Consider the following 14,577-nt stretch of genomic DNA (forward strand, 5'->3'; position numbering starts at 1 on the left):
CCACACATCTTCGAAAGCGCTCTGCCCATGACATCCGCGACGAACACGATATCGGCAGGCTCGACAGGTGCGAGGCTGCCGCTCGGCGGCCTGCTGGCGCTCGCCATGGCCGCCTTCATCACGCTCCTGACCGAAATCCTGCCATCGGGACTGCTCCCGCAAATGGCTGAGAGCCTTGGACAATCCGAGGCGCTGATCGGCCAACTCGTTACCGTCTACGCGGTCGGCTCGCTCCTCGCGGCTATTCCCTTGACGATCGCCACACAGAATTGGCGGCGGCGTACGCTGCTGCTGATCGCCATTGGCGGCTTTGCTGTCGTCAACACGGTGACGGCCATCTCCGACAGCTATGTCGTCACGCTGGTCGCGCGTTTCGTCGCCGGCATGAGTGCAGGCCTGCTCTGGGCACTGGCGGCTGGCTACGCCGCGCGGATGGTGCCCGAGCATCTGCAGGGTCGCGCGATCGCCATCGCCATGGTCGGTGCGCCGCTTGCCCTCTCGCTCGGCATTCCGGCGGGAACACTTCTCGGCACGATCCTGGGCTGGCGCTGGACCTTTGGCGTGATGAGCGGGCTGACGGTGCTCCTGGTCTTCTGGGTGCTGGCCAAGGTGCCCGATTTTCCCGGCCAGAAGCGGGGTCAGGAATTCGGGCTGAAGACGGTCTTCGTGCTGCCGGGCCTGCGGCCGGTCCTGTTCGTGGTCTTCGCCTATGTGCTCGCCCACAACACCCTCTACACCTATATCGCGCCTTTCCTGGCGCCGGCCGGGATCAAGGACCGGACCGATGCCGTGCTGCTGATCTTTGGCATCGCGTCGCTGTTCGGCATCTGGATCACCGGCGTCTTGATCGATCGCTGGCTGCGCGAACTGGTTCTCGCGAGCATCGCGCTGTTCGGTCTTTCCGCGCTGGCGCTGGGTGTTGCGGGCACGATGCCGGAGGTGGTCTATGGCGCGGTTGCCGTCTGGGGGCTGGCCTTTGGCGGGGTCGGGACCCTGTTCCAGGCCGCGTCCGCCAAGGCTGCCGGCAATGCGGCGGATGTCGCGCAGTCGATGCTGGTCACGACATGGAACCTCGCCATTGCAGGTGGCGGCGTGGTCGGCGGATTGCTGCTGGGCAGTTTCGGTGTGGCGACCTTTCCGTGGGTGCTGGCGGCGCTTCTCGCCGTAACATTCGTGGTTGCATGGTCTGCAAAGAGCGATGGCTTTCGAGCCGTCACACCCAGATAACTCCCATTGGCGCCGTGAAGGGGCAGGCGCGGGGAACCCTCTCCCGGAGGGAGAGGGCAGGGTGAGGGGTAGGCCGTTTGCCCAGTTCCGCGAGGCCTGACCGCATGGTCGGGTTCAGGCTCACGTTTCCAGTCCGAACACCTCACCCCTACCCCTCTCCTTCCAGGAGAGGGGATCCCGCGCCCCTCCAATGAAGCTGCTCACCCGCCGCAACGCTGTACCATCACAGCAAAGCCCTTTTGCCCGCCGGCGAGCGGGAAGTTTTTAGTCTCACCCTCGATGCGCAGCGTGAGGCTCTGCCCCTTGCGCAGCACCGAGTGGAGGGCCGGCGTCAACGTCGTCATCGCCTCGAAATGATTGCCCATCTCGTCGCTGACGAGCTTCATGCGCAGATCGGCCTCGCCGCCGCTCGACGAGAACCTGGCGGTGGTGGCGGTGCTGATCGTCCGTCTGCGGCATCTCATAGAAGACGACGATACCCTCGCCATCCTGCCGGATCCCCCAGCTCAGACCGTCCTTGGCCAGAGCAGCGGCGGTCTGGAGCGCCAGAGCGGGCGCCAGCAGGAAGATTGCCCTCGGGATCATCGTCGTTGTCCTTGTCGCCATTGATCGCCGCGCCCTTGCGCCGGACAGGCGACAATTCGCGGCTTGCACCGTCATTGCGGATGGCTTCGCTGCGCGCCCGATGACGGCAAAATCGAGCGCGCATAGCAAACAGGCCGCCCGAAGGCGGCCTGTCCACAACCCGGTGATGTCAACCTGTTCAGGCCGGAACGGCGGCGGCGCCGAAGTCGCCGGCTTCGCGGGTCTGCTTGCCGGTTTCCGTCACGGGCACGACACGCGAGACCGAGCGGCGCTCTTCATCGATGCGCTCGATCAGGAAATAAGCGCGTTCGGCCGAGCCGAGCAACGCCAGGATCGCGCCGCGCTCGACCCAGGGCAGCTCGGCGCCGAGGCGCAGGCAGCGCTCGCGGACAGCCGTGAGGGCGGAGATGCGCGGCTCGGCCGCGGCGGAGACGGCAGGCGCGTCCTGCCCGGCCGGAACGATGGCGCGCATCGCCTCGGCGACCTGATCGACGACGCTGTCGACGATCTCGCGGCCAGGCGCGCCGAAGGGCTGGCGCTCGATGCGGCGGGCGATCTGGTAGAGCGTCTCGCCGAGGCTCGCGGTGAAGTCCTCCTCCTCGATCAGGCTTGCGACCAGATCGGCGCGGGCATAGGGCATTTCGGCGCTGAACATGCCGGAGGTGTAGGCGCGGATGTCGCGGTTGAGCACGTCGATTGCAGTGTAGAGCTCGTCGCTCTTCTCCGGCGCATCCGGCTTGTTGCGGGCGATGTCGAGGAAGAGATGCGCCGCCTGGAGATAGCGGCCGGTCTCCTGCTGGATGTTCGCGACGGCATGGCCATGATCGGTCGCCTTGGCGAGGAAACGCGGCTGCGAGTAATCCTCGCGCTCGTCCGTCGCCGTGGCGCCGACCTTCATCAGCACGCGCTCGAAGACGCCGACGAAGGGGAAGAGCAGGACGGTGTTGAAGATGTTGAAGAAGGTCGAATAGAGGCCGATCGCGACCGGGATGAGCGGGAAGGTTTCCTTGCCATCCTTGATGACCGGCACGCTCGGATCGCCGCCGAACCATTGCATCGCCCAGGTCAGCACGTCCATCGAAACGAAGAAGAGCGGGATGGTGATTGCGACGCCGATGATGTTGAAGGAGATATGGGCGTAGGCGGCGCGCTTGGCGTTCTTGGTCAGGTTGAGCGAGGCCATCCAGGAGGTGATGGTGGTGCCGAGGTCGGCGCCGAGCGAGAAGGCGACGGCGGTCTTCCAGTCGAGGATGCCGGCGGCGCCGAGGCCCATGACGATGCCGATCGTCGCCGAGGAGGAGTGGATCATCGCGGTGATGCCGGCGGCGATCAGCACGCAGTAGAGCAGGCCGATATAGCCGTCGGCCTTGAGCGAGGAGATGACGCCCATCACCTCCGGCATCGCGCGCAACGGGCGCAGGCCGCCGGTCATCAGGTTGAGGCCGTAGAAGATGAGCGCGAAGCCCATGCAGGCGAGCGCGATGTTCTTCACCTTGTCGGTCTTGGCGAAGATGTGCACCAGCGCGAAGATACCGGCGAGGAACAGGCCGAGCGGGCCGAGCGGCAGGGCGATCAGGCCGTTGCCGAGGGTCGTGCCGATATTGGCGCCCATGATCACGCTGATCGCGGGGCGCAGGCCGATGACGCCGGCGTTGACGAGGCCGACGACCATGACGGTCATCGCGGTCGAGGACTGGATGATGCCGGTGATGAAGGTGCCGGCCAGGACGCCCTTGACCGGCGTGCCGGCGATCTTGGCGAGCAGCGCCCGCATCTTGTTGACGGCGAGATTCTGAATGCCGTTGCTCATGAATTCGAGGCCGAGCATGAAGATGCCCAGGCCACCGATCACAGGCACGATTACCTGCGTGAAGATATCGACTTGCATGCTCTCGACTCCGTCAGGGGCGCTGCAGCGCTTTTCGGTCGGTCGGCACGGTCAAGGCTGTCCTGGCGAGCATCAGCCCGCGCAATCCTTGTGGAGCACGCGCGATGACTTCGGCCGACGTCCCCACCAACCTCGGCAAGTCCTAGGCAGGTCGTGCGACAATCGGGTGACTATGCGGCACTGCACCTGACGGCGAGAGCAACTGGTGCGATCTTCGATCTTTCGGGTCGCAATCACAGCAGCGTCGCGCCTTCCGGTTGCAGCCGAAAGGCGCGCGCTTGACTGTAGAAGATCGATCTCAGACTGCAGGTTCGTCGAGATCGAAGTGGAAGACCTTGGCGATGAGGCGCCAGTGCCCGTCGAGCCTGACGAAGCTCAGGAGATCAGTGAAGCGCTTGGGGCCGATGGCACATTCGACGCGGGCGAAGGCGGTCACCGGCCCGGCGAACTCGATCGAGAGGATGCGATCGCGGCGTGCCTCTCCCCGGCTGGCCGGGGAGGGACGTCTTTCGACCATGGGCAGGTAGGCATCCATGGTCAGATGGGTGAGGTTGCCCTCGCTGGCGCAGGCATAGATCGCCTGTGGATGGAAGACCCCGGCGAGCTTGCCGGCATCGCTGTGGTAGAGGCCGTCGAAATAGCACGTCAGCACCTCGACGAGTTCGGCGTAGCGGGGGTCGGCGCTCACTGGAGCAGGCCCTCGGCGCGCATCGCCTCCTGTACGCTGGCGCGGGCGCCAATCCGTTCCATGAAGGCGCGCAGCTTCGGGAAGGCGTCGAGCGGGACGCCGCGGCTGTCGGACCAGTTGACGATGGTGAAGAGGTAGCCGTCGGCGACGGTGAAACGCTCGCCGAGGAGGTGGCTGCGATCATCGGCGAGGAGGGCTTCGATATAGGCGAGCTTCCTGGCGACGCGGGCCCGCGCGGTCGCCTTGCCATCCTCGGTGGTGTCGGGGAGGAAGAGCGGCGTGTAGGCCTTGTGAAGCTCGCTGCCGATGAAGTTCATGACCTCCTCGAGCCTGACGCGCTCGAAGCTGCCGGGCTTCGGCGCCAGATCGGCAGCGGGGGCGAGGTCGGCAATGTAACGGGCGATGATCGCGCCTTCGGTCAGCACGATGCCGTTCTCGAATTGCAGCGCCGGAACATAGCCCTTCGGGTTCAGCGCGGCGTAATCGGCGCCGGTCTCCGTCTTGCCGGCCAGAAGATCGACCTTCTCCAGGCTGAAAGGCAGCCCAGCCTCGCGCAGGGCGATATGGGGCGACAGCGAGCAGGCGCCCGGCGAGTAGTAGAGCTTCATGGCGGTTTCCTCATCCGCGTTGACGATGGCGGAGAGCTAGGCGGAAGTAGTTACCTCTGTATACTGGGTAACTTGTCGTAACTGCGTTTTCCGGTATCCTCCCGGTAACCGGAGGACCGTAGCTATGGCCTTGAAACTCAGGAAGAACCGCGCCGCGGCGCAGCCCGAGACCTGCAATGTCGGCGCCTGTATGCAAGTGCTCGGCGGGGCCTGGACGCCGAACGTGATCTGGTTCCTGAGCGGCGGCCCGCGCCGCTTCGGGGAACTGCGGCGAGATATTCCGGCGATCTCGGCCAAGATGCTGAGCGCGCGCCTACGGGCGCTGGAGGGCAAGGGCGTCGTCCGGCGCAAGGTGGTGCCGACGAGCCCGCCCTCGACGGAATATGCGCTCACCGAACTCGGGCAGGAGTACGTACCGGCGATCCTCGCGATTGCCGAGGTCGGCGCCAAGCTGAAGGCGCAGGCCGCGGCGCGAGCGCAGGCAGCCTGAACCCTTTCTAAGATGCAATTCCGGACGCGAAACCGCTTCGCACTGTCGCTGGAATGGCTTCAGCCCTTCGCCGCAGCTTCCAGCCCGGCGATGTCGAGCTTGACCATCTGCAGCATCGCCTTGGCGACGCGCTGGGCCTTGGCTCGGTCGGGATCGCGGATCAATTCGCCCAGGCGCTTGGGCGTGATCTGCCAGGACAGGCCCCAGCGATCCCTAAGCCAGCCGCATTGCTCGATCATGCCGCCTTCGGCGAGCGCATCCCAGAGCCGATCGATCTCGGCTTGCGTTTCGCATTCCACCACGATCGAGAAGGTGTGGTTGAACGCATCGGAGCGCCATGCCTCGAAAGCCTGGTAACGTTGGCCGCCGATGGTGAAGGAGGCAATCTTGACGCTGCCGGCCGGCCCGCTCGGCGACTCCGCGGGCAGGGCGCTGGTCCATTCGAGCGCCGAGTTCGGGATCAGCGAGGTGTAGAGGCTGATCGCAGCCTCCATGTCCTTATCGAACCAGAGATTCTGGGTGACCTTCATCGCGATGCTCCCTGCTGCGCCATCAAGCCAGAGATAGGCCTGACGCTGCAAGGACGAACGCGGGGAGAAGGTTCCGACAAGGGCAGGGCGATTTTTCTGCTTGGGCCGTAAGGGGCGAGGGCGCCTCACCCCTCTTGGCATTGCTCACGCACCCCATGGGGGTGGAGTGGCCTCACTTCGCAGCGAGGCCGCTGCGTCAGCTCACCAGCGATCGTAGCGGGGGCGACCATAGCCGTCGCCATATCCGCGCCGGTAACCGTAACCGCCTCCATAGCCGCCACCGTAACCACGTCCGTAGCCGCGCCCGTAACCACCGCCGTAACCGCGCCCGTAGCCGCCACCGCGGCCATAACGCTGGCGATCCATATTGTTCTGGATGATCTGCATCCGCCGCAGCTTCGCGTCGCTGGCGGTGAACTCGGCCGGCAGCCTGTCGAGTTGCTGCGCGGTCGCGGAGGGAAGCGATCCGGTGAGCTCGGCAGCAGATGCGGTGCTGACCGCCGTGGCGGAGCCGATGAGCAGGGCAGCGGCGATCAATAGATGTCGCATGAAAGGTCTCCTGATTTTGTTGAGGCGATGATCGCAGTCGCAATTGCAACGCCACCTGAACGGAATTGTTCGCTCGCGTTCAGCGAACGCGCGGGTCACGCGGCCGCTTCAGGCAAAAGCACGAGGGCCTTCAGCCGAATCTGCCCGCTTGCGGACGATGGTCTAAAGAAGGTTGCCGAAAGGTTGCGGCGCTGGCGAAAGCGAGTTCGGCGCCAGATGGACGGCGCGTCGCAGGACGGAGGGGCGTTGGCTAGCCGTGATGTCTGCTCAGGGGCCGAATGCGGACATTGGGCAACGGCTATATCTGCTATTGAGCGGCCAGTTTTGCCGTGCTCAGCTCCAAGAGTTCGGGAAAGGGTTCGCCGCCCCCACTGCAGAGAGCAAGATTACTCGTTGTGATCTCCGCTTCAAAGCTTCCAGGCTTTTCTGGCTTTGGTGTCACGACTACTCGCATGGTCTTGGGAACCGGAATGATGTCGCTGACAGTCCAGCTCACACAATAGCCAAATTGCGGCTTTCCGGTGAAGAGCGCTCGTGACTTGTATGGCCCTGCGAAATGGGCGTCGCGGATTTTCCATTGCCCCCGCAACCAGTCTCTTCCGAGGCTGTGAGTATTGACGATCAAGTGCGCTACCCGCTTGCGGATCAGGGCGCTATCCGGGGGCTGGACACTTGCTTCCGTGGCTGCGCCCTGTTGGCCCCCCGACCGGACTTCCTGTTGGGCCTGCTGAGATACGCAACCCGTGAGCATGTATAGAACAGTGGTGCAGACAACGAAACGAAGCATCGAATCCCCCTTTTTGGCGAAGCAGGGTACAGCATATTGGTCGGACGTCCGCTAGGGTCGCAAAAGGACGCAATAGATGTAGGATCGCGCGATGCACGGCTCCCCTACGCTACGAGGGATGGCGTCGGACGCTCCCGCTTACGTCCTTGAAAACCTGTCGCTAGTCGGCCCCGCCAAGGCAGTCGGCTATCTGCCCCTTCGGACCGTCGCGGAGGTGCTGGGGCTCAACGTCGAGGATCTCATCACGCAGGCAATGGCTCGCGGGCTCAGAGCTATCTCTATCGGGCCGCACCATTGCTGCATCAAAAGCGGGGCGCTTTACGTTTTCGATGCGGCCGCTCTTGAGGCAGTTTTGCGTGTCGGGTCCGCTACGCTCGACCAAGTCGAAGCACCGACCGATCCCGAGATGTTCGTACGGTTCATTGCCCGCGATTGGTTCGCGCCTGACCACCCGATCATGCCAATCATCCGCGCCGCTTTTGCCGATCATCTAAGGTCCACTTAGGGTCGGAAGCCGACGCTCCGACGCATTAAGCTGCTAGCTCAAACCGCTCGCAACCTTCCGGCGCGAGCCATCGCCTCGTCTCTCGCCGCCTCGACCGGATCGCCGAACAGGCGCAGGCAGTTGCGGCCGGCGGCCTTGGCGACGTAGAGCGCGGAATCCGCTTCGGCGAAGCGTCGCTCCGGATCGTGCAGCAGGCCCGGCCGCAGGATGGTGGCGCCGATCGAGGCGCTGACCGCGATGGTGTTGTCACGCCAGGTGACCGGGCGCGCCAGCGCCTGCTGCGCCTGCTCCAGCCGATGGAGCAGATAGGGGCGGCCGGCGGCCGAGCAGAGCAGCAGGCCGAACTCGTCGCCGCCGATGCGGGCGATGATCGCGGCGTCGCTCAGCGAGGTCTCGAGCCGCATCGCGAGCTGGCGCAGGCACTCGTCGCCGGCGGCGTGGCCGAAGCGGTCGTTGATTGGCTTCAGATTGTCGAGATCGACGATGGCGAGGGCGCCGAGCGCGCAGTTGTCGCCAGTGTGGTGGCGCAGATCGGAGAGCTGCATCTCGAAGGCGCGGCGATTGGCGAGTCCGGTCAGCGGGTCGCTATAGGCGAGCCGGCGCAGGCCCATCCACATGTCCTTCTCGCCGGTGATGTCCTGCTTGGCGCCGTGGATGCGGACCGGCCGGCCATGCTCATGCGTGACAGAGGCGGAGAGGCGCATCCAGCGCTCGGCGCCGGCGGCGGTCAGTATCCGGGCGTCCATGCTGAAACCCTGTCCGGATGCGATCAGCCGGCCACGGAGGCGCTCCATCTCGGCACGCGAGTCATTGTGATAGAGGTCGACGATCGAAGGGCGGTGGATCGCCGAGCCGCGCGGCAGGCCGAACAGGTCGTAGATGCCGTCGGTCCAGCTCAATTGCGTATCGGCCAGCCGGCATTCCCAGGCGCCGATGCCGGCCATCAGCGCAGCCTGGTCGTAAAGGCGTCTGGCTTCGGCGTCGGAGAGCGGCATCAGCGGGAATGGCCTCGCACCGCACGACTCACGCGGCCTTTCGAAGCTAGTTTCGCAAGCGTTAACGAAGGCTTCCCGTTGCGTCCGCTCACTCGCGCCTTAGCGCCTCGATGGGGTCGAGCCGCGCCGCCTGCCGGGCGGGATAAAAGCCGAAGAAGACGCCGATCAAGCCGGAGACGCCGACGGCGACCAGGATCGTTTCCGGCGAGATCACGAAGGGCCAGCCGGCGAAGCGGGCGATCCCCGTGGCGGCGCCGATGCCGAGCGCGATGCCGACGGCGCCGCCGATGGTCGCCAGTGTCGTCGCCTCGATCAGGAATTGCGAGAGCACGTCGCGCTGGCGGGCGCCGACGGCGAGGCGCAGGCCGATCTCGCGGGTGCGCTCGGTCACCGAGACCAGCATGATGTTCATGATGCCGATGCCGCCGACCAGCAGCGAGACGCCGGCGACGGCCGCGAGCAGCCAGGAGAGGGTGCTCGCCGCCGCGGTCGCGGTGTTGGCGATCTCGGTGAGGTTGCGGACGATGAAGTCGTCTTCCTGATCCTCGGCCAGGCGATGGCGCTGGCGCAGCAGCGCGCGGGTCTGCTCGATGCCGGGATTGATCGCGTCCTCGCTGGCGAACTTGACCATGATGGTCTGGACCGAGCGGTCACGGGCGTAGTTGCGGCCGATGATCCGGCGCCGGCCGGTGTCGAGCGGCACGAAGATGACGTCGTCCTGGTCCTGGCCGAGCGCAGACTGGCCTTTGCCCGCCATCACGCCGATGACCTTGAACGGCACGTTGCGGATGCGGAACATCTGGCCGAGCGGATCGCTCTCGCCGAACAGGTTCTTCGCCACCGTCTGGCCGATGATGGCGACGATCTCGCCGCGGCGCAGCTCCTCGGGCTCGAACAGGCGGCCCTCGGCGAGGCCCCATTCGCGGGCGGCGAAGAAATCGAGATCGGTCGCGGTGATCGTCGTCGACCAGTTGGTGCCGGCATAGACGGCCTGGGCGCGCGTGGTGATCACCGAGGCAGCGGCGGTGACGTTCTCGACCTCGTTCAGGACGGCGCGTGCATCCTCGTCGGTCAGCGTCGAGGATGCGCCGGCCCCCAGCCTGACGCCGCCCTGCGTGACGTTGCCGGCCTGGATGATGGCGAGATTGGCGCCGAGCGACTTGATCTGGCTGTCGACGCGCTCGCGGGCGCCCGAGCCGATCGCGACCATGGCGATCACGGCGGCGACGCCAATGATGATGCCGAGCATGGTCAGGCCTGAGCGCAGCGCATTGGCGCCGATGGCGGAGAGGGCGGAGCGGATGGCTTCCAGCAGGTTCATTCGGCAGCCTCCGGCAAGGGGGAAGCCGTATCGTGCGCGGCGAGGGCGGCGCGCGCGTCGGCAGGCTCCTGGCGGGTGTCGGCGATGACATGGCCGTCGCGGAAGCGCACGACCCGGCGGGCATGGCGGGCGACCTCGGCATCATGCGTCACCAGCACGACGGTGACGCCCTCGCGGTTGAGGTCCTGAAAGAGGGCGAGGATCTCGAGCGCGGTGCGGCTGTCGAGCGCGCCGGTCGGCTCGTCGGCGAGGAGCAGGCGTGGCTGGTTGACTAGCGCGCGGGCGATCGCGACGCGCTGCTGCTGGCCGCCGGAAAGCTGCATCGGCCGGTGATGGGCGCGGTCGGCGAGGCCGACGCGGGCCAATGCGGCAAGCGCACGCTCGCGCCTCGTTTTGCCGTCGAGCCCGGCGTAGACCATCGGCAATTCGACATTGGCGCAGGCGTCGACGCGCGGCAGAAGATTGAACTGCTGGAAGACGAAGCCGAGCTTGCGGTTGCGGAGTGCAGCGAGCCCGTCGCTGGAGAGTGTCTCGACCGCGACGTCGTCGAGCCGGTAATGGCCGCCGGTTGGCCGATCGAGGCAGCCGACCAGGTTCATGAAGGTCGACTTGCCGGAACCCGACGGTCCCATCACGGCGACGAGTTCGCCGGCCTCAATGTCGAGCGAAACGCTGGCCAGCGCAGTGACGCGGCCGGAATCGAGATCGTAGACCCGGGAGAGATCGCGCACCTTGATCAGCGCCATGGCTGCGGCCCTCAGAACAGGCGCGGGCCGCGCGGGGCGGGACCGCGGCTGGCGGGCGTCGGCTCGGCGGTGCGTGGGCCGCCGCCGATTACCACCTCGATGCCATCGGTGATGCCGGCCGCCGGCAGAACCTGCGTGAAGGCGCCGTCGCTCGGGCCGAGCCGGATAGCGATCGGCTTGGGCTGCCCCTCGCCATCGAGCACGTAGACGCGGCCGGGTGTTACCTCGCTCTGCGCCGCTGGCCGCCCCTCCTGCATCAGCGCATCGAACTTGGCGCGGCGCTCTGGGTCGAGCACGGCGACAATCTTGGCGCGGAGCTCTGTGCGGGCGGCGCGGAAGGCGGCGCGGCGCTCCTCTTCGGACAGGCCGGCCATAGCCTGGCGGCCGCCGGTGCGCTGCTCGGACATGATCGCGGCGATCGCCTGCTTCTGCTCCGGTGTCGGCTGGACCTCCTCCTCGATGCGCTCGCGCAGGGCTCCGGCAGCGCGACCGCCGCCTCCGCTGCGTCCGACTTGTGTCTCGGTCGGCGCGCTGGCGGGCAGGGCGGTCGGCCCACCGAGCGGGCGGAAGCGCAGCGCCGCATTGGGCACGCGCAGCACGTCCTGCCGGTCGTCGGTGACGATCTGGAGATTGGCGGTCATGCCTGGCAGCAAAGCCAGGTCACGGTTCTCGACGCGGATGACACCGGTATAGGTGACGACGTTCTGGATGGTCTGGGCGCCGAGGCGGACCATCTGCACCTTCCCCTGGAAGGTCCGGTTTGGATAGGCGTTGACGCTGAACGAGACCTCCTGGGCGACCTTGAGCCGGCCGACATCGGCCTCGTCGATATTGGCGTAGATGTCGATGGTGCGCAGGTCCTGCGCGATCTGGAACAGGACCGGCGCCGAGAGCGAGGCCGCGACAGTCTGGCCGAGATCGACCTGGCGCTGGACGACGACGCCGTCGACCGGCGAGCGGATATCGGTGCGCTCGAGATCGATCAGGATGTCCTTCAGCTTGGCGTCGCGCTGGGCGATCAGCGCCTCGCCAGACTGGACCTGGCCTTCCGCCAGCGCGATATCGGCGTCGAGCCCGCTGATCTCGGCCTGGAGCGAGGCGATCTGCGCCTCGTTCGAGGCGAGCGTCGCGGTCTGGATCTCGACCTGGGTGCGGGCGCTGTCGAGACCCTGCTGCGCACCGGCGCCGCGTGTGAACAATTCGTTCTGGCGGTCGAAAGTGCGCTTGGCGTCGGCGAGCTGGGCACGGGTGCGGTCGCGCTGGGCCTCGAGGTCGTTGACGGTCGAGTTCGCCTTGGTCCGCGCCACCTTGGCCCGCGCGAGCTGGGCGCGCTTGACGACGAGATCGGCCTTGGCCTGCTGCAGGTCGGCGGCGGCAGCGTCACGGCGGGTCTTGATCTGGTCGCTGTTGAGGCGGGCGACGACCTGGCCGGCCTTCACCTGCGAGTTATAGTCGGCGAGGATTTCGACGATCTGGCCAGAGAGCTGCGAGCCGACCACGACGGTGGTCATCGGCGTCAGCGTACCGGTAGCGCGCACCGAGGCCGTGATCCGGCCGCGGTCGATCGCGGCGGTGCGATAGGCGACGTCATTGGCTGCGCCGCCGGTCGGCCGCAGTGCGAAATAGCCAGCCGCCAGCGCGCCCGCGCCGACCACCGCACCGATTGCCCAGAGACGCACGTCCGTTCACCCTCCGAGGCCGGGGAAATGCCAGCCTTCCACTGTCGCACATCATGCCAGATTCAGGCGGTGCAGACGAGTTAACTCGCTGCAATGTTGCGGAAAGCTGGTGACTCAGCGGCTGATCCAGATTTCAAGGAAATTCGGCAAGATGTCTTTCGATTGCTGGGGCACCACACCGGTCCGAACGACCCGTGTGGCGTTGATGTCGTCGGCCAGACGTTGCGCGGCGGCTTTCTCAGTATCCGAGCGGTAGCGTACCTCGTTCTGACCCACCGCCTTGGGGGTCCTCTCGCCACCTTGCAAAGCGCCTGGAGCTTTCCAGCCCTCCGCGACGATCTTGGCGCCGAAGTCCTTCATCTGTTCGCGCGTCAAGCTTCCCGCGAACTGCGTCCACACCGTATAAGGTTGACGATTGAAGTCCTGAGAAGTCGCCGCCGTCCCGTTTGATCCCGATGTTGGCGGTTTGGCCGATATCCCGGCCGTTTTTAGTTGTTCCGTCAAATTTTCAGCGTTTATGCTAAGGCGAAGAACGTCTTTCTCCAAATCCTGGTTCTTGATTTGCAGGCCTTTTGCCTGCTCTGCAAGGTCATTGAGGCTTTGGAATTGGCTTTTCTCGATGACGATAATCTGGTCATACGTCTTCATCGCGAGATAGCCCGCCGTGACGAGAATCAGCACCGTCAATGCGACCAGAACTTCACTGGTCCAGTCCCGGATATTCAAAAGGCCGATGCGGCGTTTGCGGGCTTCGCAGGCGATGCGCTCATACGCCTCGCTCTCGAAGCCAGGATCGCCAGGCTCGGTGGCATCGGCGGCACGATCTTGCGCATCGGCGGGCGGCGAGGGGGTCCACAACTTCTTTCGGAGAAGGGCGCTCCTGGCGACGCCGCGGCCATGTTCGACCAGGATGTCGACTTCACGTTCCGAGAACGAATCGAGATCGGTTCTGATCGATTGCAGGCGGGTCTGCGCTGTCGCCGACAAGCGTGAGAACGGTGAAACCGCTGCGATCGAGACATAGACGCCGCTGGTCGCCTCTCCGAGGGCGTCGATGCGCTCCAGGGTCGACTGGGCAGTGCGATGCATCAGGATGTCAGTGGCGCGGACATTGCGTGAGATCGGTCCGGTGAACTCGTTCTTGAGGGAGGTGCTGAAGGCGCCGCCGGCGTCGCTGACTATAATGGTGTCGATGCATCGATCTTGCTGGTCGGCGAGGGCACGGAATTTGTCGAAGCCGAGATTGTCGTAAACCCCGCCATCCGTCAGAGCGATGGTGCTGAACCCGCCTTCGGAGGTTCCGCCGATCTGGTCCCATTTCAGCTCGACCGGCGGGAACATCGGTGGGAAGGCGCTCGACGCGGCGACGGCGAGGCTCAGCCGGATATTGCCGCTGGGATAGGATTGCGCCGGAGCTGTCTTAGGGCCTCCCTGCTCCGCTTCGCCGGGTCGATAGTGCTCCAGCCGATGAATGGTGAAGTGCTCGTCGGAAAAGCTGCAGAGATCGCCGGCGTTGAAGCTGGTCGCCAAAAAATAGAAGCGCGGGTCGTCGGGGCTGCTGGGAGCGATATCGCGCAGGCGCGCCTTCTTTGTTAGCCGTTCATACTGGCGCTGCAGAAGTGCAGTTCGGCCATAGCCGAGCAAACGCGGTAGAAGGAAGGCGCATGATAGAACCCAGCGTCTGAGGACGCTGCCCCGGATATCCCATTCTCCGATCGCGCGAAGTTCGCTGCACACATCATCGAACTGCCGTTGATCGGTGCTGACGTAGCGATCCCAGTTTAGCGCGAGATGTGCGGCTGTGATGCTTCCCCCCGAAACTGAAAAAACCTCTCTTACTTTGCCGAGCAGGCGGGCCTCGCGCAGTGCGGTGATGACGCCGAGATGGAAGAACGTCGCGCGCAGTCCGCCGCCAGATAGGCAAAGAGCTATGTTCTTGGCAGGCGCGCCAACCTTTTCGTTGTGCGACATCAAACCCT

The 14,577-nt window shown here is 65.4% G+C and carries 16 protein-coding genes; 4 read left to right on the plus strand and 12 right to left on the minus strand.

The window, feature by feature from the left end:
• Positions 1–27 precede the first annotated feature (27 nt).
• A complete protein-coding gene (locus tag B6S44_RS24520) occupies positions 28–1,227 on the plus strand; it encodes an MFS transporter (RefSeq protein ID WP_129159489.1) in 1,200 nt (399 codons plus the stop codon).
• Between the two features lie 200 nt (positions 1,228–1,427).
• On the opposite strand, the gene B6S44_RS24525 is transcribed toward B6S44_RS24520, so the two are convergent.
• Positions 1,428–1,613, minus strand: coding sequence for a hypothetical protein (locus B6S44_RS24525; RefSeq protein WP_129159490.1), 186 nt, complete (start codon positions 1,611–1,613; stop codon positions 1,428–1,430).
• Between B6S44_RS24525 and B6S44_RS24530 the strand changes: the two genes are divergently transcribed.
• Positions 1,612–1,836 (plus strand): hypothetical protein, encoded by a 225-nt coding sequence (locus B6S44_RS24530; RefSeq protein WP_129159491.1) that lies wholly within the window; start codon positions 1,612–1,614, stop codon positions 1,834–1,836. The two genes, B6S44_RS24525 and B6S44_RS24530, sit on opposite strands and share 2 nt — an antisense overlap.
• 154 nt (positions 1,837–1,990) lie before the next feature.
• On the opposite strand, the gene B6S44_RS24535 is transcribed toward B6S44_RS24530, so the two are convergent.
• From B6S44_RS24535 to gstA, 3 genes are all read right to left on the minus strand, one after another.
• Positions 1,991–3,700 carry a Na/Pi cotransporter family protein gene (locus B6S44_RS24535; RefSeq protein WP_129159492.1) on the minus strand — a complete coding sequence of 570 codons (1,710 nt, stop codon included), beginning with the start codon at positions 3,698–3,700 and terminating at the stop codon, positions 1,991–1,993.
• 298 nt (positions 3,701–3,998) lie between these two features.
• Positions 3,999–4,388: a nuclear transport factor 2 family protein gene (locus tag B6S44_RS24540; protein ID WP_129159493.1), complete on the minus strand. Its 390-nt coding sequence runs from the start codon at positions 4,386–4,388 to the stop codon at positions 3,999–4,001.
• Positions 4,385–4,996 (minus strand): glutathione transferase GstA, encoded by a 612-nt coding sequence (gene gstA, locus B6S44_RS24545; protein ID WP_129159494.1) that lies wholly within the window; start codon positions 4,994–4,996, stop codon positions 4,385–4,387. The genes B6S44_RS24540 and gstA overlap by 4 nt, the downstream gene beginning before the upstream one ends.
• A gap of 124 nt (positions 4,997–5,120) precedes the next feature.
• On the opposite strand from gstA, the gene B6S44_RS24550 reads away from it, so the two are divergent.
• A complete protein-coding gene (locus tag B6S44_RS24550; protein WP_129159495.1) occupies positions 5,121–5,486 on the plus strand; it encodes a winged helix-turn-helix transcriptional regulator in 366 nt (121 codons plus the stop codon).
• Between the two features lie 59 nt (positions 5,487–5,545).
• On the opposite strand, the gene B6S44_RS24555 is transcribed toward B6S44_RS24550, so the two are convergent.
• From B6S44_RS24555 to B6S44_RS24565, 3 genes are all read right to left on the minus strand, one after another.
• Entirely contained in the window at positions 5,546–6,016 is a 471-nt protein-coding gene (locus tag B6S44_RS24555) for a VOC family protein (RefSeq protein WP_129159496.1), read from the minus strand.
• A 201-nt stretch (positions 6,017–6,217) separates the two neighbouring features.
• Positions 6,218–6,565, minus strand: coding sequence for a GrrA/OscA1 family cyclophane-containing rSAM-modified RiPP (gene grrA, locus B6S44_RS24560; RefSeq protein WP_129159497.1), 348 nt, complete (start codon positions 6,563–6,565; stop codon positions 6,218–6,220).
• 307 nt (positions 6,566–6,872) lie between these two features.
• Positions 6,873–7,352, minus strand: coding sequence for a hypothetical protein (locus B6S44_RS24565; protein WP_129159498.1), 480 nt, complete (start codon positions 7,350–7,352; stop codon positions 6,873–6,875).
• A gap of 118 nt (positions 7,353–7,470) precedes the next feature.
• Between B6S44_RS24565 and B6S44_RS24570 the strand changes: the two genes are divergently transcribed.
• Positions 7,471–7,857 (plus strand): hypothetical protein, encoded by a 387-nt coding sequence (locus B6S44_RS24570; protein WP_129159499.1) that lies wholly within the window; start codon positions 7,471–7,473, stop codon positions 7,855–7,857.
• Between the two features lie 38 nt (positions 7,858–7,895).
• Here the strand turns inward: B6S44_RS24570 and B6S44_RS24575 are convergent, their stop codons facing one another.
• The 5 genes from B6S44_RS24575 to B6S44_RS24595 all read right to left on the minus strand — a co-directional run bounded on the left by B6S44_RS24575 (position 7,896) and on the right by B6S44_RS24595 (position 14,569).
• A complete protein-coding gene (locus B6S44_RS24575) occupies positions 7,896–8,852 on the minus strand; it encodes a sensor domain-containing diguanylate cyclase (protein WP_129159500.1) in 957 nt (318 codons plus the stop codon).
• An 88-nt stretch (positions 8,853–8,940) separates the two neighbouring features.
• Positions 8,941–10,173 carry an ABC transporter permease gene (locus tag B6S44_RS24580; protein ID WP_129159501.1) on the minus strand — a complete coding sequence of 411 codons (1,233 nt, stop codon included), beginning with the start codon at positions 10,171–10,173 and terminating at the stop codon, positions 8,941–8,943.
• Positions 10,170–10,919, minus strand: a complete 750-nt coding sequence (locus tag B6S44_RS24585; RefSeq protein ID WP_129159502.1) for an ABC transporter ATP-binding protein — start codon at positions 10,917–10,919, stop codon at positions 10,170–10,172. Before B6S44_RS24585 ends, B6S44_RS24580 begins: the two co-directional genes overlap by 4 nt.
• 11 nt (positions 10,920–10,930) lie before the next feature.
• Positions 10,931–12,598, minus strand: a complete 1,668-nt coding sequence (locus B6S44_RS24590; RefSeq protein WP_129159503.1) for an efflux RND transporter periplasmic adaptor subunit — start codon at positions 12,596–12,598, stop codon at positions 10,931–10,933.
• Between the two features lie 114 nt (positions 12,599–12,712).
• Positions 12,713–14,569 carry a patatin-like phospholipase family protein gene (locus tag B6S44_RS24595; protein ID WP_129159504.1) on the minus strand — a complete coding sequence of 619 codons (1,857 nt, stop codon included), beginning with the start codon at positions 14,567–14,569 and terminating at the stop codon, positions 12,713–12,715.
• Between the last annotated feature and the right edge of the window lie 8 nt (positions 14,570–14,577).

The sequence above is a fragment of the Allobosea sp. Tri-44 genome, from assembly GCF_004123845.1.
GTDB lineage: Bacteria > Pseudomonadota > Alphaproteobacteria > Rhizobiales > Beijerinckiaceae > Allobosea.

Coding starts and splice junctions, on each gene's coding strand:
- B6S44_RS24585 (WP_129159502.1), bottom strand. CDS start 10,919: ATGGCGCTGATCAAGGTGCGCGATCTCTCCCGGGTCTACGATCTCGAT.
- B6S44_RS24535 (WP_129159492.1), bottom strand. CDS start 3,700: ATGCAAGTCGATATCTTCACGCAGGTAATCGTGCCTGTGATCGGTGGC.
- grrA (WP_129159497.1), bottom strand. CDS start 6,565: ATGCGACATCTATTGATCGCCGCTGCCCTGCTCATCGGCTCCGCCACG.
- B6S44_RS24570 (WP_129159499.1), top strand. CDS start 7,471: ATGGCGTCGGACGCTCCCGCTTACGTCCTTGAAAACCTGTCGCTAGTC.
- gstA (WP_129159494.1), bottom strand. CDS start 4,996: ATGAAGCTCTACTACTCGCCGGGCGCCTGCTCGCTGTCGCCCCATATC.
- B6S44_RS24575 (WP_129159500.1), bottom strand. CDS start 8,852: ATGCCGCTCTCCGACGCCGAAGCCAGACGCCTTTACGACCAGGCTGCG.
- B6S44_RS24530 (WP_129159491.1), top strand. CDS start 1,612: ATGCGCAGATCGGCCTCGCCGCCGCTCGACGAGAACCTGGCGGTGGTG.
- B6S44_RS24580 (WP_129159501.1), bottom strand. CDS start 10,173: ATGAACCTGCTGGAAGCCATCCGCTCCGCCCTCTCCGCCATCGGCGCC.
- B6S44_RS24520 (WP_129159489.1), top strand. CDS start 28: ATGACATCCGCGACGAACACGATATCGGCAGGCTCGACAGGTGCGAGG.
- B6S44_RS24595 (WP_129159504.1), bottom strand. CDS start 14,569: ATGTCGCACAACGAAAAGGTTGGCGCGCCTGCCAAGAACATAGCTCTT.
- B6S44_RS24555 (WP_129159496.1), bottom strand. CDS start 6,016: ATGAAGGTCACCCAGAATCTCTGGTTCGATAAGGACATGGAGGCTGCG.
- B6S44_RS24525 (WP_129159490.1), bottom strand. CDS start 1,613: ATGAAGCTCGTCAGCGACGAGATGGGCAATCATTTCGAGGCGATGACG.
- B6S44_RS24565 (WP_129159498.1), bottom strand. CDS start 7,352: ATGCTTCGTTTCGTTGTCTGCACCACTGTTCTATACATGCTCACGGGT.
- B6S44_RS24550 (WP_129159495.1), top strand. CDS start 5,121: ATGGCCTTGAAACTCAGGAAGAACCGCGCCGCGGCGCAGCCCGAGACC.